At 36.5% G+C, this 23014-nt stretch carries 30 protein-coding genes; 21 read left to right on the top strand and 9 right to left on the bottom strand.

Features of this window, described 5'->3' with window-relative positions; translation table 11 throughout:
- Nucleotides 1-4: 4 nt before the first annotated feature.
- On the bottom strand, nt 5-679 hold the full coding sequence (locus R3X28_RS03795; RefSeq protein WP_154363096.1) for a TetR/AcrR family transcriptional regulator: 675 nt from the start codon (nt 677-679) through the stop codon (nt 5-7).
- A 154-nt stretch (nt 680-833) separates the two neighbouring features.
- Between R3X28_RS03795 and R3X28_RS03790 the strand changes: the two genes are divergently transcribed.
- From R3X28_RS03790 to R3X28_RS03710, 17 genes are all read left to right on the top strand, one after another.
- Nucleotides 834-1193, top strand: coding sequence for a hypothetical protein (locus tag R3X28_RS03790; protein WP_317662521.1), 360 nt, complete (start codon nt 834-836; stop codon nt 1191-1193).
- Between the two features lie 182 nt (nt 1194-1375).
- On the top strand, nt 1376-1939 hold the full coding sequence (locus tag R3X28_RS03785; protein WP_317662519.1) for a DNA-3-methyladenine glycosylase I: 564 nt from the start codon (nt 1376-1378) through the stop codon (nt 1937-1939).
- 97 nt (nt 1940-2036) lie between these two features.
- Nucleotides 2037-2597 (top strand): hypothetical protein, encoded by a 561-nt coding sequence (locus R3X28_RS03780; RefSeq protein ID WP_317662517.1) that lies wholly within the window; start codon nt 2037-2039, stop codon nt 2595-2597.
- A 20-nt stretch (nt 2598-2617) separates the two neighbouring features.
- Nucleotides 2618-3289, top strand: coding sequence for a DNA alkylation repair protein (locus tag R3X28_RS03775; RefSeq protein ID WP_317662515.1), 672 nt, complete (start codon nt 2618-2620; stop codon nt 3287-3289).
- 452 nt (nt 3290-3741) lie between these two features.
- The gene (locus R3X28_RS03770) at nt 3742-4131 is read left to right on the top strand and encodes a nuclear transport factor 2 family protein (RefSeq protein WP_246200078.1); all 390 of its coding nucleotides are present in this window, start codon (nt 3742-3744) and stop codon (nt 4129-4131) included.
- Nucleotides 4132-4362: 231 nt separating this feature from the next.
- Nucleotides 4363-4926, top strand: a complete 564-nt coding sequence (locus R3X28_RS03765) for a TetR/AcrR family transcriptional regulator (RefSeq protein WP_317662512.1) — start codon at nt 4363-4365, stop codon at nt 4924-4926.
- A gap of 71 nt (nt 4927-4997) precedes the next feature.
- A complete protein-coding gene (locus R3X28_RS03760; RefSeq protein ID WP_317662510.1) occupies nt 4998-5555 on the top strand; it encodes a carboxymuconolactone decarboxylase family protein in 558 nt (185 codons plus the stop codon).
- A 62-nt stretch (nt 5556-5617) separates the two neighbouring features.
- A complete protein-coding gene (locus R3X28_RS03755; RefSeq protein WP_317662508.1) occupies nt 5618-6046 on the top strand; it encodes a hypothetical protein in 429 nt (142 codons plus the stop codon).
- Between the two features lie 336 nt (nt 6047-6382).
- The gene (locus R3X28_RS03750; protein ID WP_317662506.1) at nt 6383-6892 is read left to right on the top strand and encodes an outer membrane beta-barrel protein; all 510 of its coding nucleotides are present in this window, start codon (nt 6383-6385) and stop codon (nt 6890-6892) included.
- A 623-nt stretch (nt 6893-7515) separates the two neighbouring features.
- Nucleotides 7516-8082 carry an RNA polymerase sigma factor gene (locus tag R3X28_RS03745; RefSeq protein ID WP_317662504.1) on the top strand — a complete coding sequence of 189 codons (567 nt, stop codon included), beginning with the start codon at nt 7516-7518 and terminating at the stop codon, nt 8080-8082.
- Nucleotides 8083-8106: 24 nt separating this feature from the next.
- Nucleotides 8107-8658 (top strand): hypothetical protein, encoded by a 552-nt coding sequence (locus R3X28_RS03740; RefSeq protein ID WP_154363115.1) that lies wholly within the window; start codon nt 8107-8109, stop codon nt 8656-8658.
- A 71-nt stretch (nt 8659-8729) separates the two neighbouring features.
- Complete coding sequence (locus R3X28_RS03735) at nt 8730-9251, top strand: hypothetical protein (RefSeq protein ID WP_154363117.1); 522 nt, start codon at nt 8730-8732, stop codon at nt 9249-9251.
- 13 nt (nt 9252-9264) lie between these two features.
- On the top strand, nt 9265-10179 hold the full coding sequence (locus R3X28_RS03730; protein WP_317662500.1) for a hypothetical protein: 915 nt from the start codon (nt 9265-9267) through the stop codon (nt 10177-10179).
- 228 nt (nt 10180-10407) lie between these two features.
- Complete coding sequence (locus R3X28_RS03725) at nt 10408-10725, top strand: hypothetical protein (RefSeq protein ID WP_317662498.1); 318 nt, start codon at nt 10408-10410, stop codon at nt 10723-10725.
- Nucleotides 10726-10830: 105 nt separating this feature from the next.
- Nucleotides 10831-11388 carry an N-acetyltransferase gene (locus R3X28_RS03720; RefSeq protein ID WP_317662496.1) on the top strand — a complete coding sequence of 186 codons (558 nt, stop codon included), beginning with the start codon at nt 10831-10833 and terminating at the stop codon, nt 11386-11388.
- A 104-nt stretch (nt 11389-11492) separates the two neighbouring features.
- Nucleotides 11493-12503: a hypothetical protein gene (locus R3X28_RS03715; protein WP_317662494.1), complete on the top strand. Its 1011-nt coding sequence runs from the start codon at nt 11493-11495 to the stop codon at nt 12501-12503.
- Between the two features lie 196 nt (nt 12504-12699).
- Complete coding sequence (locus R3X28_RS03710) at nt 12700-14193, top strand: amidohydrolase family protein (protein WP_317662492.1); 1494 nt, start codon at nt 12700-12702, stop codon at nt 14191-14193.
- 66 nt (nt 14194-14259) lie between these two features.
- Here the strand turns inward: R3X28_RS03710 and aat are convergent, their stop codons facing one another.
- The 3 genes from aat to R3X28_RS03695 form a co-directional block, all read right to left on the bottom strand.
- Complete coding sequence (gene aat / locus R3X28_RS03705) at nt 14260-14877, bottom strand: leucyl/phenylalanyl-tRNA--protein transferase (protein ID WP_411556592.1); 618 nt, start codon at nt 14875-14877, stop codon at nt 14260-14262.
- 153 nt (nt 14878-15030) lie between these two features.
- Nucleotides 15031-15408: a DUF3127 domain-containing protein gene (locus R3X28_RS03700; RefSeq protein ID WP_154363140.1), complete on the bottom strand. Its 378-nt coding sequence runs from the start codon at nt 15406-15408 to the stop codon at nt 15031-15033.
- A gap of 209 nt (nt 15409-15617) precedes the next feature.
- Nucleotides 15618-16496, bottom strand: a complete 879-nt coding sequence (locus R3X28_RS03695; protein WP_154363142.1) for a flavin reductase family protein — start codon at nt 16494-16496, stop codon at nt 15618-15620.
- Nucleotides 16497-16613: 117 nt separating this feature from the next.
- On the opposite strand from R3X28_RS03695, the gene R3X28_RS03690 reads away from it, so the two are divergent.
- Both R3X28_RS03690 and R3X28_RS03685 read left to right on the top strand, forming a co-directional pair.
- The gene (locus tag R3X28_RS03690) at nt 16614-17762 is read left to right on the top strand and encodes a sensor histidine kinase (protein WP_282053658.1); all 1149 of its coding nucleotides are present in this window, start codon (nt 16614-16616) and stop codon (nt 17760-17762) included.
- 3 nt (nt 17763-17765) lie between these two features.
- Nucleotides 17766-18122, top strand: coding sequence for a hypothetical protein (locus R3X28_RS03685; RefSeq protein ID WP_282053660.1), 357 nt, complete (start codon nt 17766-17768; stop codon nt 18120-18122).
- Here the strand turns inward: R3X28_RS03685 and R3X28_RS03680 are convergent.
- A complete protein-coding gene (locus tag R3X28_RS03680; protein WP_317662487.1) occupies nt 18109-18501 on the bottom strand; it encodes an HIT family protein in 393 nt (130 codons plus the stop codon). The two genes, R3X28_RS03685 and R3X28_RS03680, sit on opposite strands and share 14 nt — an antisense overlap.
- 78 nt (nt 18502-18579) lie before the next feature.
- Nucleotides 18580-19053, bottom strand: a complete 474-nt coding sequence (gene greA / locus R3X28_RS03675) for a transcription elongation factor GreA (protein ID WP_154363150.1) — start codon at nt 19051-19053, stop codon at nt 18580-18582.
- Between the two features lie 236 nt (nt 19054-19289).
- On the opposite strand from greA, the gene R3X28_RS03670 reads away from it, so the two are divergent.
- Both R3X28_RS03670 and R3X28_RS03665 read left to right on the top strand, forming a co-directional pair.
- On the top strand, nt 19290-19727 hold the full coding sequence (locus R3X28_RS03670) for a hypothetical protein (protein WP_179954996.1): 438 nt from the start codon (nt 19290-19292) through the stop codon (nt 19725-19727).
- Nucleotides 19728-19783: 56 nt separating this feature from the next.
- Nucleotides 19784-20770, top strand: coding sequence for an aldo/keto reductase (locus tag R3X28_RS03665; RefSeq protein ID WP_317662483.1), 987 nt, complete (start codon nt 19784-19786; stop codon nt 20768-20770).
- A gap of 6 nt (nt 20771-20776) precedes the next feature.
- On the opposite strand, the gene R3X28_RS03660 is transcribed toward R3X28_RS03665, so the two are convergent.
- From R3X28_RS03660 to R3X28_RS03650, 3 genes are all read right to left on the bottom strand, one after another.
- Nucleotides 20777-21673: a DUF2167 domain-containing protein gene (locus tag R3X28_RS03660; RefSeq protein ID WP_317662481.1), complete on the bottom strand. Its 897-nt coding sequence runs from the start codon at nt 21671-21673 to the stop codon at nt 20777-20779.
- Nucleotides 21674-21766: 93 nt separating this feature from the next.
- The gene (locus tag R3X28_RS03655) at nt 21767-22747 is read right to left on the bottom strand and encodes a Gfo/Idh/MocA family oxidoreductase (RefSeq protein WP_317662479.1); all 981 of its coding nucleotides are present in this window, start codon (nt 22745-22747) and stop codon (nt 21767-21769) included.
- A gap of 38 nt (nt 22748-22785) precedes the next feature.
- A complete protein-coding gene (locus tag R3X28_RS03650; protein WP_317662477.1) occupies nt 22786-23004 on the bottom strand; it encodes a PLD nuclease N-terminal domain-containing protein in 219 nt (72 codons plus the stop codon).
- Nucleotides 23005-23014: the final 10 nt, after the last annotated feature.

The following is a 23014-nucleotide window of genomic DNA, read 5'->3' as shown; positions in this document are numbered from 1 at the left end:
TTATTTATGGTTTAATCGTGCTGAAAACAAGGTTTTGAAAGTAAGTACTGGTATCATTCCCTTCTTTACAGTCGGTCAACGAAGGAAAATGATCTTTAAGAAAATATTGGTGCAACGATCCTTCCAGAATTGTACTACTAAGACTGGATGGGTGTTTATAATCCGGGTTTATTGCTTTGATCATATCACTGATCCTAGTCACCAATCTTTTATAAATTATAAAATAACCCTCTTTGTTCTCGGCATCGACCTCCTTGGTCAAATACGACTTGGAGTATTCATTAATGACGATTTTGTTCAACAAGACCTCATTAATATGTGAAAATGAAGAATCTTCCTCAGTAACTTTCGTAACGATTTCAATTGCTTTTTTCAACTTTTCCTTTGGGTTACCTATGCCATTGGTCGCAAAAACCAATTGATACTCCAACCACCCCCAATACCACGAAGCTAAGTACAAGAGTAATTTATGCTTGTTTTCAAAATATCGATAAATGGAACTCTCGTTAGATCCGATCTTTACACCCAACTTTTTAAATGTAAAGCTTTCAAAACCCATTTCGTTTACCATAAGTATACTCTCTTGGATGATTCTCTTACCCAAATCTGACGATTCCGGATCCTTAACATAGATATTTTCGTTGATATTGATCTTAACAGATTGTAAAAGCCGGTCCATACCTCAATTTTATTGTGATTATCCAAATATAATAGTATTACTATCATATAGTGATAGTTTAACTGTTTTTTAACAGGTGTTATACTATCTTTTTTATTATTTTCGATTTCAACTTAATTTATAATCAAATCATTAATATTTAAACAGGTTTTTTATGAAAAAGTTAGTTTTTGTATTGACTGCATTTTTTTGCTTTGGATGGGCAAACGGCCAAAACAATGAATCTTCCATAGAAAAAGGGAGTATTTTGGTTTTGGGAACACCTTCTGCCGGATTAGACTTTAAACACATCCATTTCCCCAAGAGGAATTTTATCATCAAAAGAGGTGGGATAGCCGATTACAAAGCACTCATCGGAAGAAAAGTTCAAGTTTCCCATGTAGAATCATCCCAAAATGGTGAAACTGAAATCGTACTTAAACCTTTGGACGGTCAACGCTTCTTTAGGTTTCTCCCCAAGGTTAAAGCAAATTATGAAAAGGCTTTGGTCCGAGGTGAATTAAACCCCATTTAAACCAAGTTATACCACATGTTCTTTCCGCTATTTCCCAAAATATGCATCAACTCTCCAAGTATTGAGAACTGATGCAAGCGGAAAGAACTTGTTTACCCCTTTTTGATACTACTTAACTTTACCATGGGTCATAAAAAATTGTACCATATAAATACATATCTTTAATCATAAGATATGATGTTATGACAAAACATAAATGTGGATGGTGCCTTGGCGATGACCTGTATGAGGCATACCATGACAAGGAATGGGGTTCCCCCGTAAAAGATGATGCACTACTTTTTGAGTTTTTGGTACTGGAAACCTTTCAGGCCGGACTAAGTTGGATCACCATTCTTAAAAAACGTGAAAATTTCAGAAATGCCCTTGATCAATTCGATTATAGAAAAATAGCCGAATATGATGAAAATAAAATCCAATCCCTATTACAAGATGCAGGGATAATCAGAAACAAATTAAAGGTACGCGCAACAGTTTCAAATGCTTTGGCATTTATGAAAGTGCAAGACGAATTTGAAAGTTTTAGTGCCTATGTGTGGGGATTCGTAAATCATACCCCGATAAAAAATAGCATTGAAAATTATAAAAACGGCCCGGCAACCACCGAAATTTCAGATGCCCTAAGCAAGGACCTTAAAAAAAGAGGGTTTAAATTTGTAGGCAGCACGGTTGTCTATGCATTTATGCAGGCAGTAGGAATGGTCAACGACCATGAGACCAACTGTTTTAGATACAACGAAGTTTAACCCTTATTTAAATTTCATGATTTTAACCTCTTTTACCAATAACACGCCAAACAACAAGGTACAATATCATTCTGTCACGCCCCCCTTTTTCAAAGTTATGATGATGCTCTTCCTTGGGACATTAATATGCAATGGCCAAGAGAAGTATGAAAGAGAATTCCGTATTAAAAAATCCCAGTTCCCTGAATTAAGATCAGATTCGATCCTTGCCGATGGGAACATTAAAAGAAAACGCTATTATAAAGAGGTCGACAGTCTTGGGGCCACCTATATTTTAAAATTCAAAAAGAATCGTTTGTATTACCATTTAACCTTCAATGATTCTGGCGAACTACTGAATTCAGGATTCCGTATAAATGAAATAGATTTTCCCGATGAAACCATTCATGAAATAAAAAGATATTTATCCGGCACATTTGAGAAATTCAAGATAAGACGAATGTACCAGCAATATACTATCGATAAAAACGTGGGTGAAAAATCCCAATTGAAAAACACTTTTCAAAATCTATTGCTCCCAGACAATTTATACAGACTGAGCGTTAAGGGACGAAAAGGAAAAACCCGTACCGATTATGATTTTTGGTTCAATGCGGAAGGTCATTTAATAAAGAAACGAACGGCATTGCCCATGAACCATGACCGTATACTATATTGACTGTATGCCAACCCAAAAAAATGAACGATTTTCTTCAAACCTTGGAAATTGAATTTGAAGCCAATTCAAATCCCCAAATTGCAGAAGGGCAAAAAGCCTATATGCGCAATCATTTTGAATTTTATGGGATAACATCCCCTAAACGGAGGGAAATCCAAAGACCTTTTTTGGTAAAATCGTTTTTACCCCCAAAAGAAAAGTTACACGAATTGGTCAAAGCCCTATGGCAAAAACCACAACGGGAATATCAGTTCTTTGCACAAGAATTGGTTTCTAAATACACCAAACAATTCAGTATAAGCGATATTTCAATATTGGAGTATATGGTGACCCACAAATCCTGGTGGGATACGGTGGATTATATTGCGGTTAAATTGATCGGCCCCTACTTTGAACGCTATCCTGAGCAATTGGACACCCACCTTGAAAAATGGCTGGCCTCTGACAATATATGGCTGCAACGTTGCTGTTTACTCTATCAACTGAAAAGAAAGGATAATATCGACACTACTAGACTGAATATGATTATCCAAAGACTCTTAGGCTCCAAGGAGTTTTTCATCAATAAGGCCATTGGGTGGGTATTACGGGAATACAGCAGAACCAACCCTAATTGGGTCAAAGAATTTGTTTCAAGGAACGAACTTGCCAATTTAAGCCGTCGTGAGGCAATTCGCCTTATGGATAGATAATAAGATGGAACAAGATGGCAGCTCAGGGAAACACTAGGATAAAAAGTTAAGATTATAGACGGAAAATCGATTAAATAAGAGGTGTTTTCGAAATAGAAATAGCAAGACCGGTTACTATATTCCTTAAATTTGATTTATATAATTGTTGCCCCCATTTAGATATGACAACTACCAACACTGAAACTAGAAATGAACATGGTCCGCTTTAAGAGGTCTATTTTAAAGACAAATCATTCACGGGTACAATCGTAGATGGTTTAGATACCATCAACTATAAAGATGGTATTGTCCATGGTCCGCTCACCTCCCGCTATAAATCAGGTCAATTGAGTAGTATTGAAACCTATGAGAATGGTGATATAAAATACTGCGCAACATATTACATGAATGGTCAAAAAGAAACTGAATTTTGAAATGGCCCATACTATAATTTGAGATTAAAAAAACCGAAAATGATGAATAAAACCCTTGTAGCAAATAAATATTTAGAACATCTGGAAAATGGAGATATTAAAAAGGTTATTGACTTATTCCATGAAAATGGAATCGTTGATTCACCAATTTATGGAATCAAAAAAGCCGACTTCTTTTATCGCGAATTGAATAATGACACCTCTAATTCCAAACTTCATCTTCAAGGGATTTTCGAACAAAACAATTCGAATAATATTGCGCTTTACTTTACCTATGAATGGACTTTAAAGAGTAATAAGATTGTTGAATTCGATGTGGTGGACATTATAGAACTTGATCCTGACAATAAAATAAAAAAACTGAAAATAATATACGATACAGTTGTTGCCAGAAAGTTAGTGAATGAATTAAATGAACAAAACGAATAAAGAACATGGTACAACCGCAACTATAGGTTTTGCCCGTTCTATGGTAAAAACCAAATATTTTTTCGTTTAAATGGCAAGGTTTCCCAATGCCACAAAGGGTGTGCCTTAATTATCAAAAAAAAATATAATTTCCCTATTTAGGTTCTTTAAAAAAACATTACCCTAAATTAAAAGTTAAAAGTTTTTTTTATCTAACCGTTTGTTTAGTTTTGTCCTATATTTAAATAGTAAATGCCAAGAGCAAAGAAATATAACGAAGAAGAAGTAATCGAAAAAGCCATGAATTTATTCTGGCGAAATGGTTATGAAACAACTTCGATGCAAATGCTTGAAAAAGAGATGGGAATAAATAAATTCTCTATCTATTCGAGTTTTGGCAGTAAAAATGGTGTATTTCTTGAGAGTTTGAAGTGTTATAAGCAAAAACTGAACAAACTCTTGAACAAATTAAAGGAGTCTGAAAATGGTATTTTAGGTATTAAGCAATATTTCTTTGACTTTATTGACTTTACAAAAGAAACCGAATTCGGTAAAGGTTGTTTAGTGACCAACACAGCGAATGAAATTGGTGAAGACGCAGATGAACAAATAAAGGATTCTTTAAGGTCGTTCACAGAAGAAGTAAAACAAGTGTTTTCGAAAATCTTAAAGCAAGACAGAACCAAAGATGCTTCAACCATTGAGCAACAAGCGGACTTTTTGATTATATCCATGTTCGGTTTATCTTCCGCTACACGAATATTCACTAAAGAACAACTTCACAATTATATAGAAAACATATTTAAAAACAAGTAACATTTTTTTTAACCTATATCTAAACGATTGTTTAGTTATGAAATGATCAATAACAATTAAAATTCAAAATTATGACAACATTAAAAATTCACGACATTGAATCAGCGCCAGAAGGCAGCAAAGCCCTATTGGAGCAATCCCTAAAACAAAACGGAATGATTCCAGGTTTACACGGAGTTTTAGCCGGAGCACCAGAAATTTTGGAAGCCTACCAAACCTTACACAAACTGTTTACACAATCTTCATTAAATAAAGAAGAACTAACTGTGGTATGGCAAACCATTAATGTAGAGCACGAATGTCATTATTGCGTGCCTGCACATACAGGTATCGCGAATATGATGAAGGTTGATTCGTCTTTAAGTGAGGCTTTAAGAAATAGAACAGCAATGCCCACTGAAAAATTACAAGTCTTACACGATTTTACCTTAAAGATCGTGCGCAATCGCGGACATATAACACAAGAGGATTTGAAAACATTTTACGCCGCAGGTTATGAAGAAAGGCAAGTTTTGGAAATCATTTTAGGTTTGTCCCAAAAAGTGATAAGTAATTATACCAATCATATTGCCAATACACCCGTAGATGCACCTTTTCAAAAATTTGTCTGGAAAGCAGAAACGGTTTAATACCCACATATCACGATAAGTTCGGACCAATGGTTTGAACTTATCTGATTTATACTTCGATTATGAAAAAATCCGTAAAAACGGTCACGGGAATTTTAGGTTTCTTTATGCTCATTCCCGGATTGGCAAAATTCACAGAACCATTTAAAACTTACATTTATAACCATCTAACTGGTATTGGCTTTCCATTCGCGGACCAAATGCAACACATTGTAAAATTTAGCGAAGTTGGTATTGGAATACTAATGTTGTATTTAGCTTTTAAAGGAAATAAATTAAGTACTTCATTAAGAAACAAACTATTCAATTTTGGAAACCTAACTATTGTAATTATGATGATAGTTGCTGTATACACACATCTTCATCCAAACGTTCCTGCTGAAGTATTACCAATGGAATTTAAACCACCGATAATGCCAATTGGATATATTCTATTAGTGGTTTATAATTTCTATTTATTCAGAAGTAACAATGAAAAACAATGGAAATAACTTGGAAGTTATCAATAAAAAAAGACCTGAAATCTTCTTTTTGGATGTTAATGAAACCTTATCGGGTTTAACTCAACACCAATAGCCCATTCCATTACTTATAAGGCCGTTTCAAATTCTACTCCAGGCAAAATTTTCTAATGGTATTTGACCGTTCAAAACAGCACGCAAATAGTATGTTCTTAAATTTTCATGGTCTTTCATATCTCTTAATTTATAAATAATAGTGCCCTATAAATGTCTGCTAGAGGAATATTTAACTATCTTTCGCGTTTTTATTTCTTTGAAATTACACTATTATTATTAATCAACTATTTGTTAATCAATTCTTTAAGTATGAAAAAAATCACCTTATTATTAGCTTTCTGTTCTTTCGGGCTTACTTTTGCCCAAGCACCTTTAGAAGAGGGTAATTTACAATTAAATGCAGGCTTCGGTGTTTCGGGATGGGGAACACCTATTTACGCAGGATTGGAATACGGAGTTGCTCCTAATATATCTGTTGGAGGAGAATTATCCTATCAATCCTATAATCACAATAGTGGTTTTGGCAGTGATTACAAGAGTTCTATCGTAGGGATTCAAGCCAATGGTAATTATCATTTCAATGAGGTTTTTAATATTCCCAGTGAATGGGATTTTTATGCTGGTGCCAATTTGAATTATTTTAGTTGGAGTACCAAGCTCGATGGAGAGACTTATGATTACGGTGGTGCAGATAATTTCGGCATAGGATTACAAGTAGGTGGCCGATATTTCTTTGATGATAGATTTGGGGTAAATCTTCAAATCGGTGGAGGAAATGTAGTGAGTGGAGGCCGAATTGGAATCACTTATAAATTATAAATACCCTTTTCATATAAACAGGGGATGGTTTTCTTATCTGAAAACCATCCCTGTTGTTTTATCGTTGCATAAAGTAACTTACTTTGTTGAATTTGCCCCATATAGTACTGAAAATGACACTTTGTTCATAACGTATATGAACTCAAATCGTAAACACGGGAAAACCTTTCCAGATTCGGTTTTTAAGCTATTCCGGTAAAACAAATACCCTTCAGCCCTTAATAGACCCAAAAAAGAAGACATAAACGGGTTATAATTGCTTCCTCGCTTTTTTATTTCTACTACTTCTAAAACTTCTTCCGCTTTTTGTCCAGTAGCTAACTAAAGTCATCGCTACACTGACAACAATAATGAGAATTATGATTTGATAAAATTCATCTGGTAAATCCATACCAATAAGATACGAAAAAATATCCAATACTTTTTTGGACCAAAATCAGTGGGTCTCCATATTCCCTATTCATTGAAGCCACAACTAATGGCCAAGGACCGATCAAATGCCTTAAAAAACGATAAGACTTCCCATTTTTAGAGGAATTGGCCTTTAATTCCCGTATCTTTTACTAACACAACAAACTATTGGTTAATAACAGGGTCTAATAAGCAAAGGATGCCTCATAGCAATGAAACCCGAAAAAGGAGAAACCGAACTCATAAGAAGATTAAAGAATCCTAAGCTAAAAAATAAGGCTTTCAAGGATTTACTTGATGTTCATCAAGAACGCCTCTATTGGTATATCCGCAAAATTGTACTTACCCACGATAACGCCAATGATGTGCTCCAAAACACCTTCATTAGGGTTTATAAAGGCATTCAGGGTTTTAAGGGAAATAGCGCACTACACACGTGGATGTTCCGGATTGCGTATAACGAATGCATCCGGTTTTTGGATAAGAACAAAATAAAACCTGCTTTTAACCAAAATGACAACAATAATGATTACCTCAACAAACTAACCCAGGACTCCTATTTTGATGGGGAAGAAGTACAGTTAAAACTTCATGCCATCATTTCCAACCTATCCGAAAAACAACAACGGGTATTTCAAATGAAATACTTTGATGATTTAAGCTTTCATGAAATATCAGAAATATTGGATGTGAGCGAGAACACCTTAAAATCGTCATATTATAGCGCAGTAAAAACAATCGAAAAGGAAATTGTTTGCGATACGATACAAACTAATTGAAAATAAAAAGGTCTAATATATACCATGGCAAAGAAGAATAAAAACAGTAAGAACCCTATTGGGCAATCCGGAAAAGGCTTTTTAAATGATGATATCGATAAAAAAGGACTTGCCCAAGAGCATAAAGAGTATCTGGGGATGCATGTCCCGGATAACTATTTCTCCATATCCAAAGACAATATTTTAAAAAGTTTACCCATGGAAAAAGAACAAAAAAGAACCGTGTTTGGGCTAAGACCAATGATAGCCTATCCGATTGCAGCTTCAATTGTTTTACTGATAGGTTTTACTATTTGGCTGCAAAATGACCCAACAACCATTGAACAACAAAATGCAAATGTTGAGCAAATGAGTTCAATGGATGTAAATTCCGATGATTTTCTGGTTTCCTCACTCCTTATAGATGATGCGGACATGGATGGTTTTATGGATGATTATATCCTAAACGAAATAATCGTTGATGCAGAACTATCAGAACAACAACTGGAAAACATATTCATCAATTCCCTTTTTGTAGAAGACTCAATGATAAATGGATACATTGACCAAAGCCTGATTGAAAATGTCGTTTTATAAAGTTTAAAACAAACTTTTTTAATCTTTCAGGTTCTAATAAACAAAAGCACCTAACAGTAAAAAATATAATCATGAAAACAACAGTAAAAACATTAATCGCACTTTTTGGTTTTGTAATGCTTTTAACTTCAAGTGGTTTTCTTTTTGCACAGGAAACCGATTTAGGTCCACTTATGAACCAGCTGTCGACCGAACAACAAGAAATGCTACAAACACAACGTAAGTTGATGTTACAGAATCGAGAACAACTAAGAGCCACGTTGACAGATGAACAATTGGCTATTTTACAGGATAAAACCCAAACGAAGGAACAGATTAGATTACGTTTAAGGGAATCTTTCTCAGATGAGCAGAACCAATTATGTGAAAACCAAGAAGGTCAGTTACGTCAGGTAAGAAACCAATTCAGGCAATCCTTGACCCAAGAACAACGCCAAATGTTACGTGAACGCGTACAACAAAACAGACAATCTAGCGGTCAAGGTGAAATTAGAAATCAAAATGGTTTTGGTGGTGATGGTGAACGAGGCAGAAACGGACAAGGTAACGGCAGTGGAAACGGGAACGGGAACGGAAATGGAGGAGGAAATTAATATCCGTTAAAAGATGAAATCCCATCGTTCCATATACAACAAAAGATTACTAGCAGTTTGGTTGCTACTGTTTACAGTGGCGACCACTGCTGATTTATATGCCCAAGAACCGGAAGAAGATGAAATAGATTTACTTTTAGATGAACTTTTCTTTAACGAACAACAGTTTATAGATGATATTTTAAACTCATTCAACACCTTTAATTTCATTTACGTAAACACATCGTTTTATGATAATACGTTTTTCTCGGGTCGAGATTCCGGCATTGACCAATTCAGTATCGTTCCTCAAGTATCCTATTATAGTTCTTCGGGGTTCAATGTAAGTGTTTCCGGTATATTATACGAAACCTTTGAACCCAATTGGGATTATACCAATGTGTCGGTGGGTTATTTCAACACCGTGGGAAAAGATAAACTGGTGACCTATAATGCGGAATATACCCGATTCATTTATTCCGACGGTTGGGACACTTTTACGAACTCATTGAGTTTAGGTGTCGGGTTACGAACCAAGGAACGAAACCTAGGGACCAAACTCGGGGTTTCATATTTGTTCGGTACCGATGGGGCTTTCCAAATAACATCCCGAACATATGCCAACATAACCATTGCAAGGCAAAAAAAGTCAGTAGTCAAATTTAGGCCCAAAATCAACTTTCTTATCGCACAACAAACCATTGCATTGGAGCAATTGAACACTCAATTGACCGAACCCCAAACCGAGATTTTTTATGACGATATCTTCGATTTACTGAACACCCAAATTAACTTACCTCTTTCATTATCTACCAAATCATGGGATTTTGAGGCTGGGTACAACACTAACCTTCCTTCTCCCGTAAAATCGGAAACTGATTTAAAAACAACCGGTTTTTTTAATCTGTCTGTCGGTTATATAATTGATTTGGACAAGAAAACCCTTTAGTTTGGTCCACTTGGGTCACTATGAACCCGAACCATTGCCGCCCCTTTTTCAGACTTGGTAATTTCACCTTACCCATTGTTGTCTTACCGAATGAGCTTTTTACTCATAATTTGAAATTCTTATCTTTATATAAGAGATGGTAAAGATTGATTCGTTACATCGATTATATACCAATATGGGTGTATAAAGATGTATATAAACCAGTTAGCCGCTACTAAGAGTAAAAAAATGAGTGCAAATAAATATACTGGTAAATTGGGGGAGTTAACTGAACGAGGTAAAAATGGAACTGTTGAAGATGTAGATTATATAATGAGTCATTTAACTACTGAATCTAATCTCGTAATGACAAGGTTTGTTGATTTTGCATTAAGTTTAGTAGAAAAACCTGAAGGAATATTAAGATTAGAACATTATTTATTTAATGGTACGCTTATTCAAAGGAATTATAGCTCTTTATTTTTTAATCGGAGGTTAGATTATGAAATTGTAATGCGTGCATATAAGAAAGGAGCAATAGATGAAATTCAAGCATTTGCGAGATAGGTAAACTTATTCATCTTGCTGAAAATATAAATACAGTTAACAATATGTGAAAACATTAAAAATGACTTTTGGCATTAACTGTTTGGGCCATCAAAAAATCAAAAAATGACAACATCAGAAGACATTAATATACGAGAAACTGATATAGGTGACCTTGAAAGAATAATAGAAGTAGAAACGCTTGCATTTGGCTCTGACATAGAGGCAAAATTAGTTTCCAAACTCCTTAGTGACAAAAGTGCTGAACCTATAGTATCCTTACTCGCATTTAATGCTGATGAAGCAGTTGGCCACATCTTTTTTTCAAGGGCATATTTTGACAATGCTCCAAATCAACCTTTAATATACATATTAGCTCCATTGGCAGTAAAACCTACATTTCAACGTAAAGGTATTGGAGGAATATTAATTAAAAAAGGATTGGAAATATTAAAAGAGAAAAATGCTGAATTGGTATTTGTTTTAGGGCATAAAAAATATTACCCAAAATACGGATTTATCCCCGATGCGGGAAAATTAGGGTTTGCTGCTCCTTATCCCATTCCTAACAAAGATGCTGACGCATGGATGGTTCAGTCATTAAACCCAAAAGGATTTGAAAACGAACATGGTAAAATAAGATGTGCAGATGAATTGAATAAGCCTGAGCTTTGGAAAGAATGAAACTATATAATAACGAAAACAAAAGAAGTGGCGGCAGTGTCGGCAAAAGCTGACATCGCCGCATATATGAGGCCATTGACTAATATTTAAACAAGACAAAATATTTGAGAAAAATTAAACCAATACTTACAAATAAGAAAATTGGAGTTTTAAGATTCTACTGTGGAATTTTGTTAGGAATCGGTTATGGTTTTTTGGTTAATCTTTGGTTTAAGGTATTAGATTATGGCTTCTTTGTAGTCTTTGATATGCTTAACCATTATAGTATTGCACCCGATGGTCTTTTAATAAGTGCTTACAATTCTTTTTTAATAGGATTGACTTCATCCTCACTTGGGTTTTGTTTTACAATGTACTTCTGGACTAGCAGGCCACTTTCCGAAAATCGAAAAATTACTTTTAAAAATAGATTTGCGCATATAAATACAATTTTCATGTTTATGTTAATTCTATTTGTATTTACAAAATTCCTGACTTTCAGTACTTTATTGAGATACGATGGTTTTGGAATAGACCTCGACGAAAATTATGGTTATTTACCCTTCCTTCTACCCGTTTTTATTTTTCTTTTCAATTGGTCAACAACCTCAAGAATATTTAAATCTGGGAAATTTATTATGTTTTCGGGCATTTTGGTAATTGCATATGGAATGATACTAGCTAAAAATCAAAGAGCTAATATTTGGATTACTGGATTTAGCATTGAAGAAATGAATGAAAGAATTAACCAAAAAGAAAAAGAGTCAAAATTGATTTCTGAAAAAATATTAGGTAGATGGACCGAAGAGCTATGGTTCGGAGCCGAAAATATCAACATACCTCCACCTCCGGCGGCAATCCAAACAAATGACTCAATTTGGCCACCATATTATGAAATATCCAAAGATCAAATTAAACATTTCTTCTTAGAAATTGATTCAACATCTTATATTTTAGAAAAACGAGACAATGTGATTACATTGAATAACTTAAGAACCAACTTAATAGGCTATCAGAAAAAATGGCGAATATTAAGTATATCGGACACAATTATGGTAATTGAAAGAGGGTATAATAAATATGACCGAAACTGGGTTGATGGAATTGACACTCTTAAACTCATAAAAAAACGTTAGCTAACAACACCTTTAGCAAATAGGGCATAAAACGTTAAATTTAATGGCTTGGGATTATTTACTAATTCCGCCATATTTTTAAATTTGGCTTTAAAGATTGATATGTTAAAAACAAAATATGGTATATAAACTAACTGGGTAAATCTATTATGAACCTGTAGCCATATTTCAGGACAAGACATTAATATAAACCTTTATGAACAAGACTTTATTACTGCTTATCACCTTACTGGCATTATCTTGTCAAAAGAACAAAGAAAACCTAAACCTAACTCAGGGGCTCTACATATCGAATGTTACGATAGTAACAACAGAAGATGGAAATTATAGCCCATATATTGGTCATTTAGTGGTCGAAAAGGGGGAAATAGTCTACATAGGGGAAAGTGAACCAAGCATTAGCGGAAAATTTGAACAAATTGATGGAACCGGAAAATTTATAGTACCGGGTTTAATAGATAGTCATGTTCATCTTACAGAAGTACAAGGAATGCTTCCACACCATATGGAAAAGTACCCTGAACTAACTAAAGAATTTAATAGGCAAATGCCAAAAAGTTATTTATACTATGGCTTTACAACCCTCATTAATCTTGGGGGAATATCAAAGGAACAGATAGCTTCTTTCAATTTGCAACCGATCAAACCCGATTTATATCATACAGGCTACTCAGGGGCATCCGTTGCAAATGGTTATCCCATGAATTTCGCCCCTGAACAATATCGATTTGAAGCAGCTCCAAACTTCATATTTATGGAAAGCGAAGCAGACCATATTCCAGATAAATTCAACCCAGCGGACCATACGCCCAAAGCAGTTGTTGACCGAATTAAAAATTCTGGGGGTATTGCGGTAAAATCATATTATGAATCAGGTTTCAGAGGAATGTCTAAATTACCTGTGCCTACCAAAAGTATTATGAGCGAACTACTTGATGAGTCACATTCAAATGGACTAGTCTTAACGGTTCATGGCAATTCACTTGAAGCTCATTCTTTTTTGGCTGATATAGGGGTTGATGTTATAGCTCATGGATTATGGAACTGGGAAAAGTATAAAGATGTACCAACGGACTCCCTTCCCTTGGAAATAAAAGAAACACTCGACCTACAAATTCAAAAACAAATAGGTTATACTCCCACATTAACCGTTATTGCCGGCGAGGAGGCACTAGCTGATGATGCATTTCTTAACATACCTGAGTTAAAAAAAGTCGTTCCAAAAAACCTACTTGAATGGTATAAAACTGAAGAAGGGCAATGGTTCGCTAAAGATCTTTTTGGTGATTTTGATGTTGAAGAGGTACATAGAATCTATGGAAACATTCAAGCACATGCAATGCTCGCCTTAAAATACCTTTCAGATAATAATGGATTAATTCTATTTGGTACAGATACCCCATCTGCACCTACATACGGTAATCAACCTGGTCATAATGGATATTGGGAATTCAAGCTAATGGAAGAAGCTGGTGTCCCATTAAATAAAATTCTTTCATCTGCTACAATTAATAATGCCAAAACTTTTCATTTAGATTCCTCTATAGGATCCTTAAAGACGGGAAAAAAAGCTAACATGATTATTATGTCAAAAAACCCTTTAAAAGAAATTGAAGCGTATGATGCTATAGAAAAAGTTGTTATTGGAGGTGAAATCATAAAAAGAGAAGATTTAGAATTCAAAGAATAACGCATATGCACAACACAATCTCTTATAAATAGCCTTGTTCCGGTTCCCTATAGTCCATATAAACCCTTATACATTCTTTAAAATCCCGATAAAATCCTTTCTTGATATTTCTTTGGCCCCAAGACTTTCCAAATGTTTGGTGTACGATTGGCAATCGATCAAACGGTAATCTTTTTCTTGCAACTCAATGGCCAAATGTATAAGGGCGAACTTAGAGGCATTGCTCACCGCACTGAACATACTTTCACCGCAAAAAACATGACCAAGGTCAATCCCATATAATCCCCCGACCAATTCGCCTTTTTCCCAAACCTCATAGGAGTGGGCATGGCCCAATTTGTGCAATTTCATATAGGCCTCTTTCATATCCTGGGTTATCCAAGTGCCATCTTGCCCCTCTCGCCTTATTTTGGCACAACGAGCGATCACCTTTTCAAAGCACGTGTTCTTGGTCAAAGTAAACTGATCGCTTTTCAAGACCTTACGCATGCTTTTGGATATCTTTATCTGATCGGGAAACAATACCATTCTAGGATCGGGACTCCACCATAAGATCATGGATCCTTCATTGAACCATGGAAAAATACCCTGTTCATAGGCCAACATTAAACGCTCTGGGGAAAGATCCCCTCCAAAGGCCAATAATCCCTCATGATTTGCATTTTCAACGGGCGGAAAAGACATCTCCTTTCCAAGAAAAACCAAAGGGCCATATGAACTGTCTTTCTTCACGAATACACTTTATACTAAAGTTATTAAATCAATGGACAACCATGAAATAGAAAACAAAAAAAGACCCCTAAGGGTCTTTTTATTGGTTTAATCAAAAGGTTTTGATTAAAATGGAAGATCATCATGATCCTCATCATTTATATTGTCTGCAGGTTCAAAAGAATCCATTGGTGGCACCGGTGGTATATCGGCATTCCCTTGCTCGGCCTGTAGGTTCTCTATTCGCCATCCTTGAATCGAGTTAAAGTATTTGACCTCACCCTGTGGGTTTGTCCATTCACGACCTCTGATATTAATACTTATCTTAACATCTTGCCCTACTTTGTAACTGTTCAATAAATCACACTTATCCTGAATAAACTCAACAAGTATTTGTTGTGGATATTGCTCTTCAGTGGTTATTACCACTTCCCTCTTACGAAAACCATTGTTCCCGAAAGTTTTGGTTTCATCTATCTTCTTTAATTTTCCTTGTATTTCCATTTTCTATAATTATCTAATACTACACTGTCTAAATTACTCACTTTTTCGAATGCCCATTAGTCGTTCATTTTCCATCTATATGTTGTGCGGTAAATCCTAAATCACAAATAAAACAGATGGTAAATGCATTGAACCATATGAACAAAAACATTTGGCCGCCAAGTTAAGGGTTTTACAATTGGCTTCATAAAAACTGACCAAATAGTTATTTACAATTCATTTGCTAAAAGTAATTTCCATGCTGAAAGAACTTCGTTCCGGTCAATATATTCCTTTGCTTTATGATGTAAGGATTGAAGGTCGTTGTTCTTTACCATAGAAGACAATACTTCATTTGAACCGATGAATTCCCCTATTTCGATTTTTGAAGGCAACTGCTCCACATTGCCCAATTTTCCAAGGTCATTGCCGGTTAATACCGCACTGTTCCTGATTTTCTCTGGAATGGCATCAACACCAATTCCTAAACTGGACAATGGTTTGGGCACTTCGAACATACCCTTATTCGCCCTTGAGTACCAATTGCCACCCATTCGGGCGACTTGATCTATCTTATGCTGGTCAATAGTTCCGTTTTCATCCAATATGCCCGGGTTTATATGTATTTTGACAACTTCGGAAAAAACCAGATTCCCAGCGCCACCTTCTTTTCCCAAAGGTTCTATCTTGGTTACTTTACACTCAAATTGTACCGGTGATTCCGCAACCCTCGGCGGTTTTACCAAATCGGATGCCTGCATGGTAAATCCAGCTTTTAAAAATTCATTCACACCTTCGGGATACTCCGTACTTGAAAGCGACATTTGTTGCACCATATCATAATTCACGACATTGATTACAGCCTCTTTCATCTTTTCAACATTCTCCAAGGTATGTTTGATCGTATTGTCGCGTACCCTTCTTGCGGGGGAAAAAATCAATATCGGCGGATTGGCACTGAACACATTGAAAAAACTATAGGGCGACAGGTTCGGCCTTCCCTTTTCATCGATCGTACTTACAAAAGCGATAGGCCTAGGCCCAACAGCCCCCAAAAGGTAACCATGTAATTTTTGTACAGGAATATCCGCTGGATGTATTGAAATCATATCGGTCATAGTATAACAAAAATAGTCATTTAGAACCCGATTAAAAATAGATGCCCATTATGGTCACACACCATTTATGGTCATTTTGCGTTATCTTTAAAGCAACAAAACGGTTGGATGGAATTTAATCCCAAAAAGAAGGTCTCGAACTTTATTTTATTGGCAACAGCCTTTGCCATTGTGAGTTTGATTTTATGGAACACGAACAGCTTCTTTAAAAAGTTCAAGGAGGAAGAACGTCTTAAAATGGAGATCTGGGCCACTGCCCAATCTGAGTTATTACAATATTCCGAAGATATGGATATGGGTAACCTAACCATAAAAGTGCTTCAGAACAACACCTCTACCCCGATGATATTGGTCAATAAAGATGGGTCGATAAAGACCAACAATATGCCGGAAGATAAGGTCAAAGACTCTTTATACCTTCATCACAACATAAAAATATTCGAAAGCGAAAACACCCCAATATCCATTGACCAGCAAGGCGAGCACCTTGCTACCCTCTATTATGGAAATTCCGAGGTACTCAATAAATTAAAGTATTATCCGATTGCCCTTTTATTGATCATTTTGCTCTTTGGGGCCGTCATTTTCTTTTTCTTTAAAACCAATAAGGCCTCGGAACAAAATAAATTATGGGCGGGTATGGCGAAAGAAACGGCACATCAGATCGGCACTCCCCTATCTTCGCTTTTAGGTTGGAACGAACTATTGAAATCCGAAAAAATAAACCCGGAGATCACCAAAGAAATAGACAAGGATATCTCACGATTGGAAACCATTACCGAACGGTTCTCCAAAATCGGGTCCTTACCCGAACTCAAAGAGGTCGATATTGTCGAAGAAACGAAAGAGGCTTATGAATATTTGAAACTTCGCAGTTCTAAATTGATCCATTTTTCTTTTAATACAAAGGTGGAAAAACTACCGGTATTATTGAACCATTCCCTTTATAATTGGACCATTGAAAACCTGGTAAAAAACGGCATCGATGCGATGAAAGGGAAAGGGAGTATAGCTATAGATATAGTCCCTGCGGGTAAATATGTGAATATTCTAGTGGCTGATACGGGTGGTGGTATTGCAAAAAGTAATTTCCAGAACATCTTCAATCCCGGGGTAACTTCAAAAAAAAGAGGTTGGGGCCTTGGCCTCTCCCTTGTTAAACGAATTGTGGAAGAATACCATCAAGGCAAGATAAAAGTCCTTTCTTCCGGGAAAGAAGGCACGATTATGCAGATCTCCTTAAAAGTAAAACAATAAGCCATGTCGAAGGAAAAATTAGTAGTCATCAAAGAAGCTGATATTACCAACAATTGCCCTGAATGTTTTAATCAGGACATGAAAATCACCTTTAAGCAAAAGCACAAGTATGGCAAATTATACGATCGTACAACCAAGGAGGTGAGCCATACCATAAAATGCAACAAATGCGGGTCTATCATCTATCCCGTAAACTGGACACAGGATATTGAACGTATTTTTGAATACTATCAAAAAATGGTGGTTCCCGAAAAGCCCTCTATCCGATTTACATCCTTGTTCTACATCCTTGTCATCTCGGTTTTGGTATTGATCGGAGTGGCCATTTATCTATGGCAATCGGGAGTTATCCAATTTTAGATGCGATACGCCCTGCAATGGAAACAAACTCTTCCTGTGTGAGTTTTACTTTATGCTGAAAAGTGGCTTCTTTCATCTCGTTCAGGGGAATCAAATGCACGTGCGTATGGGGAACTTCGAGCCCTATCACGGTTATACCTACCCTTTTACAGTCCATAACAGCTTCAATGGCCCTACCCACCTTTCTTGAAAAAGCCATTAATCCCATATAGGTTTCCTCATCAAGATCCATGATCTTATCCACTTCTTTTTTGGGAACGCACAAAGTATGTCCCGGGGCATTTGGGTTAATATCCAAAAAGGCGAAGAAATCTTCGTCTTCAGCTACTTTATAACAGGGGATTTCCCCATTTATGATCTTAGTAAAAATACTCGCCATTGTAAATCCGCTTAAAATTATATATAAAAAAACCTATCGATAATGATAGGTTTAAATATAAAGAATAATGATAATCTATTACCTTGTAATCTCTAAAATCTCGAAAGTGATTTTACCATTGGGCACCGCAATTTCAGCGGTATCCCCTACTTTTTTACCTAAAAGACCTTTTCCGATAGGCGAACTAACCGAGATTTTTCCCGATTTTAAATCCGCTTCGCTTTCGGCAACCAAGGTATATTTCATTTCCATACCATTGGTTTGGTTCTTGAGCTTCACCGTAGAGAGAACCAAAACCTTAGATGTATCCAATTGGGACTCATCGATTAAACGGGCATTGGCCAAGGTCGTTTCCATCTTAGAGATTTTGAGCTCTAAAAGTCCCTGTGCCTCTTTGGCAGCGTCATACTCCGCATTCTCGGATAAATCACCTTTATCCCTGGCTTCGGCAATGGCCTGTGAAGCTTTTGGGCGTTCAACATCCTTAAGGTGATTCAATTCATCCCTCAATTTCTTTAAACCTTCTGCAGTATAATACGATACGTTACTCATAATTCATTCCATTTAAATAATAATACCAATAGCTTTCTAAATAGTATTCTGAAAAACATCCCAATGAACTTAGGGATTAATTCAACCCTGTAGCATGAATTTTAAGGCCAAAGCGATAAATATTCATCACAAGGGTTCATTAATAGGAAAATCCCCTTTTTTTGAAGAGGATTTAACGCAAATATACATATTTTTTGTTCAATTTTGTATTTGTTCTTTTTTATAGAAATTGAAATATGAATCGTATTTATCCCTTATTATCTTTGTTATTGATTTTGGGTTGCAGTAGTGACAGCACCAATCGTAATCCTTACTTACAAGAAGTTTCGTTCAGCTTCCAATTGAATTTGAACTTACCTTTATACAGCCCATTGACAAACACCGGATCTTCTGTTTATGTGGGTGCGAACGGTGTGGGTACTGCCGGAATTTTTGTCATCAATTCAGGTTTCAACCAATTCGTTGCATCAGAAGCCAGTTGCCCCAACCATGCTCCCAACGATTGTTCAACCATGGTTCTTGATGGCCAAACGGCCACTTGTACCTGTGATGGTTATGAATACAGCTTGTTTACAGGGCAAATGCTCAACACACCCGATGACGGAGGTCGATATTACAACATGTTGATATATAACAATACTTATAGCAATAACGTAGTAAGGGTTTATAATTAAAGGAAAACAATACCTAAACCGGAAAATCAATACCACATCATATAAAACCATCCAAAATGAAATATAGAAGATTAGGTAAGACGAATTTGAATGTTTCCGAAATATCACTGGGAACCTGGCAGGTTGGTGGCACATGGGGAAGTGGATTCAATGATGCTGCAGCAGAAAAAATAATCAATACTGCGATAGACCAAGGAATCAATTTCATTGATACGGCAGATGTTTATGAAGCAGGTTTGAGTGAAGCGGCCGTTGGCAGGGTCGTAAGATCAAGAAAAGAGGAAGTTTACGTGGCCACTAAATGTGGACGACAGATAAATCCGCATACCAATGAAAACTACCAGCCAAAAGTACTTCGGAAATATGTTGAGGACAGCTTAAAAAATACAGGGTTGGAGTGTTTGGATCTTATACAACTGCATTGTCCGCCTACCGAAGTATTCTATCGCCCCGAGATTTTTGAATTATTCGATCGCCTAAAGGATGAAGGTAAAATAAAAAACCTCGGAATAAGTGTTGAAAAAATCGAGGAGGCCCTGAAAGGTATCGAATACGAAAATGTTACTACGGTACAGATTATCTTCAATATGTTTCGACAACGTCCTAAAGAACTGTTTTTTGAGCAAGCCGCAAAAAGGGATATCGGTGTTATCGTTCGCGTACCGTTAGCTAGCGGACTTTTAACGGGTAAATTCAGTGCAGCAAGCACCTTTGATGCGGATGACCATCGAAATTTCAATAGGGACGGTTCCCATTTCGATAAGGGTGAAACCTTTTCCGGGATTCCTTATGAAATAGGCCTTGAAGCAGTGGAAGAATTAAAAGCACTATTTCCCGACCACACCAATTTGGCACCTATCGCCTTACGATGGATTTTGGATCATCCTGAAGTAGGATGTGTTATTCCCGGTGCTTCGAAAATGGAACATTTGTTATCGAATATTACCGCAAGCGATCTTGCTCCCCTGACTAAGGAAGAGCATAAAAAAGTAGATGTTATTTACGACCAATTGATTCGTAAACATGTGCACCATTCGTGGTAATGGAAATTAGGCGTTCCCATCGTCTTTCTGACCAAATATTTTTTTCTTAAAGACACCGAACAGACCTATTGCGCCAACCGCGATAATTTTCCAGAATTTTAGTATCACGGCGAAAAAACCGGCCTTGGCCAAAATTTTACCTGCGATCAAACCTCCGATACCATAAGCGGCCACATCGTCCATGTCTGGATTAAAATCGCTATATCTATTCCCTTTTGTAAACTCAACACTTGCCAATATTTTATCAATATCCCTATTGAAAACAGGAAGCACATCGATATCACCTATGGCATTCATGTTCAAATAGCCTTTTCTGCCCAAAACCCGAATATTATAATTCAAAGTATTCACTTCGGCATCTTCAAATTTCAGTTCCTTGGCCCAATGCAGTTTTTTGTTCGCATGATCATAAAAAGGTGCTGAGGCCCATCCGATCAAATCCATGGATCCATAACCTTGCTCCATTCTCTGTGAATTCGCATCACTCACGTCTTTCTTCATTTCGGCCAATAGCTCATCATAATCTATATCACCGGCATCGTCATCATCTATATACCCTTCTTCTGAATATTCTATTTCAACCGCATAGGTGAAATTGTCACTAATGGGGGATATTTCTTCTGGAAACAAAAGACCAAGGACTTCACTCGGAGGATTTCCCCATAATTGCGTCAGAACATATGCGCTCTGGGTTTCATCCAAGAATTTATAGCCTTCCGGAACCTTGAGTTTCGCCAGACCATCTTGCAAGTCTATTTCCCCATATTGATAGGAAAAACTATTTTCTATACTGTCGATTACCTTTTGAAAGGCTTCTTCTTCGGCAGCAGTTAGCTCATCGGTCTGGGCAAAGGAAAATCCGCTTATAAATAAGCAAATAAAAAAAGTGAGGGAATATTTCATTGGTCATGGTTTTGGTTAATTTATTAAATAACGCAACATTTATTAATAAATTTTTTACCTACCGGTATTTGTTGGTTTACAACCAACTAAATTCTAAACCTGACCCAAAACCCTATCCATGACCCAACTAGTATGTAGGGCTGACTTTCCTAAGGAAGGATGTTCTTCACCGCCCATTAAGTGGTCTTTTATGTTCTTGACATGAAACTCTTGAACATGCTCCGGATGTTCTATTATGAGCTGTTCTTCCCCGTTTGCATTTATAAGGGTAATCGGTGCCTCATCAAAAACGGAAAACATTATTTTACCTTTACTTCCATGGATTTCAACAACATCTTCGCGCGTATATGAACCGAAATTCCAGCTACCCGAACCCAAAATCCCATTTTTGTGCTTCCATTGGCCAATAATGGCATCTTTTGCCGTGTATAACCCCATTTGATTGGTTGCGATACCACTGGCTTCTTCAATATCTCCCAGTAAATACACAAAGAGATCCAATCCATGACTCGCTAAATCATCAAAATATCCGGCTGGTGCGATTTTACCATCGGTTCGCCAATTATATTCACCGCTTAAATCCATTTCATTAGGTTGCTTTGTCAATTGCCAACGAATCTGTCTCACCTCACCGATTTCCCCATTGGCCAACCATTCTTTTACTTTTGTAAATCGGGGCAAGGAACGCCTGTAATAAGCAATGAACAATGGCAGATTTTTATCATTAAAGGCTTTGTAGATTTCGAGACTATCGGAATAATTGGGTGCCATCGGTTTTTCGATACAACATGGTTTACCCGCCGCTGCCACTTTCAAAGCATATTCTTTGTGGGAATCTGGTGGAGTAGCGATATAAACGGCATCAATTTCATTATCGGCTATCAATTCTTCCGCATTCGAATAAAATTTGGGTACGCTATGTCGTTTGGCATAATCCTCAGCCTTTTCCTCATTGCGTCGCATAACGGCCAATAATTCAAATCCTTCGGTATTTTGATAAGCTGGTCCGCTCTTTACTTCGGTGACCGCACCGCAACCGATTATTCCCCATCTTATCCTTTTATCCTCTTTCATCAATTCCTGGTTTTTATGTATCGTTATGAAAAAATCAATTATCGTTCTCCCCTGATTTTTTGGTCTTTACCCATTAAAAAATAAAGTAATGTGCCTAGCGGATTTAGAAATAAAACGACCAAAATCCATATTAATTTATCATTGGATCCTTTAAACCGGCCTTTGGTAATATCTATTATGGCAACAACGGGTGCAATGGCCAAAACCGCAATGATGATCAAAATCAATATTTGCCAAATACCAAAACCTATTTCCATGTCTTCTTGA

The sequence above is a fragment of the Maribacter sp. TH_r10 genome, from assembly GCF_033101095.1.
GTDB lineage: Bacteria > Bacteroidota > Bacteroidia > Flavobacteriales > Flavobacteriaceae > Maribacter_A > Maribacter_A luteus.
The sequence above is the reverse complement of the archived record's forward strand: the minus strand, read 5'-3'. Positions and strand labels throughout refer to the sequence as shown.

What these genes read in the sequence shown, in the direction of transcription:
- R3X28_RS03795 (WP_154363096.1), bottom strand. Translation starts at nt 679, where the DNA reads ATGGACCGGCTTTTACAATCTGTTAAGATCAATATCAACGAAAATATC.
- R3X28_RS03790 (WP_317662521.1), top strand. Translation starts at nt 834, where the DNA reads ATGAAAAAGTTAGTTTTTGTATTGACTGCATTTTTTTGCTTTGGATGG.
- R3X28_RS03785 (WP_317662519.1), top strand. Translation starts at nt 1,376, where the DNA reads ATGACAAAACATAAATGTGGATGGTGCCTTGGCGATGACCTGTATGAG.
- R3X28_RS03780 (WP_317662517.1), top strand. Translation starts at nt 2,037, where the DNA reads ATGATGATGCTCTTCCTTGGGACATTAATATGCAATGGCCAAGAGAAG.
- R3X28_RS03775 (WP_317662515.1), top strand. Translation starts at nt 2,618, where the DNA reads ATGAACGATTTTCTTCAAACCTTGGAAATTGAATTTGAAGCCAATTCA.
- R3X28_RS03770 (WP_246200078.1), top strand. Translation starts at nt 3,742, where the DNA reads ATGATGAATAAAACCCTTGTAGCAAATAAATATTTAGAACATCTGGAA.
- R3X28_RS03765 (WP_317662512.1), top strand. Translation starts at nt 4,363, where the DNA reads ATGCCAAGAGCAAAGAAATATAACGAAGAAGAAGTAATCGAAAAAGCC.
- R3X28_RS03760 (WP_317662510.1), top strand. Translation starts at nt 4,998, where the DNA reads ATGACAACATTAAAAATTCACGACATTGAATCAGCGCCAGAAGGCAGC.
- R3X28_RS03755 (WP_317662508.1), top strand. Translation starts at nt 5,618, where the DNA reads ATGAAAAAATCCGTAAAAACGGTCACGGGAATTTTAGGTTTCTTTATG.
- R3X28_RS03750 (WP_317662506.1), top strand. Translation starts at nt 6,383, where the DNA reads ATGAAAAAAATCACCTTATTATTAGCTTTCTGTTCTTTCGGGCTTACT.
- R3X28_RS03745 (WP_317662504.1), top strand. Translation starts at nt 7,516, where the DNA reads ATGAAACCCGAAAAAGGAGAAACCGAACTCATAAGAAGATTAAAGAAT.
- R3X28_RS03740 (WP_154363115.1), top strand. Translation starts at nt 8,107, where the DNA reads ATGGCAAAGAAGAATAAAAACAGTAAGAACCCTATTGGGCAATCCGGA.
- R3X28_RS03735 (WP_154363117.1), top strand. Translation starts at nt 8,730, where the DNA reads ATGAAAACAACAGTAAAAACATTAATCGCACTTTTTGGTTTTGTAATG.
- R3X28_RS03730 (WP_317662500.1), top strand. Translation starts at nt 9,265, where the DNA reads ATGAAATCCCATCGTTCCATATACAACAAAAGATTACTAGCAGTTTGG.
- R3X28_RS03725 (WP_317662498.1), top strand. Translation starts at nt 10,408, where the DNA reads ATGAGTGCAAATAAATATACTGGTAAATTGGGGGAGTTAACTGAACGA.
- R3X28_RS03720 (WP_317662496.1), top strand. Translation starts at nt 10,831, where the DNA reads ATGACAACATCAGAAGACATTAATATACGAGAAACTGATATAGGTGAC.
- R3X28_RS03710 (WP_317662492.1), top strand. Translation starts at nt 12,700, where the DNA reads ATGAACAAGACTTTATTACTGCTTATCACCTTACTGGCATTATCTTGT.
- aat (WP_411556592.1), bottom strand. Translation starts at nt 14,877, where the DNA reads ATGTCTTTTCCGCCCGTTGAAAATGCAAATCATGAGGGATTATTGGCC.
- R3X28_RS03700 (WP_154363140.1), bottom strand. Translation starts at nt 15,408, where the DNA reads ATGGAAATACAAGGAAAATTAAAGAAGATAGATGAAACCAAAACTTTC.
- R3X28_RS03695 (WP_154363142.1), bottom strand. Translation starts at nt 16,496, where the DNA reads ATGATTTCAATACATCCAGCGGATATTCCTGTACAAAAATTACATGGT.
- R3X28_RS03690 (WP_282053658.1), top strand. Translation starts at nt 16,614, where the DNA reads ATGGAATTTAATCCCAAAAAGAAGGTCTCGAACTTTATTTTATTGGCA.
- R3X28_RS03685 (WP_282053660.1), top strand. Translation starts at nt 17,766, where the DNA reads ATGTCGAAGGAAAAATTAGTAGTCATCAAAGAAGCTGATATTACCAAC.
- R3X28_RS03680 (WP_317662487.1), bottom strand. Translation starts at nt 18,501, where the DNA reads ATGGCGAGTATTTTTACTAAGATCATAAATGGGGAAATCCCCTGTTAT.
- greA (WP_154363150.1), bottom strand. Translation starts at nt 19,053, where the DNA reads ATGAGTAACGTATCGTATTATACTGCAGAAGGTTTAAAGAAATTGAGG.
- R3X28_RS03670 (WP_179954996.1), top strand. Translation starts at nt 19,290, where the DNA reads ATGAATCGTATTTATCCCTTATTATCTTTGTTATTGATTTTGGGTTGC.
- R3X28_RS03665 (WP_317662483.1), top strand. Translation starts at nt 19,784, where the DNA reads ATGAAATATAGAAGATTAGGTAAGACGAATTTGAATGTTTCCGAAATA.
- R3X28_RS03660 (WP_317662481.1), bottom strand. Translation starts at nt 21,673, where the DNA reads ATGAAATATTCCCTCACTTTTTTTATTTGCTTATTTATAAGCGGATTT.
- R3X28_RS03655 (WP_317662479.1), bottom strand. Translation starts at nt 22,747, where the DNA reads ATGAAAGAGGATAAAAGGATAAGATGGGGAATAATCGGTTGCGGTGCG.
- R3X28_RS03650 (WP_317662477.1), bottom strand. Translation starts at nt 23,004, where the DNA reads ATGGAAATAGGTTTTGGTATTTGGCAAATATTGATTTTGATCATCATT.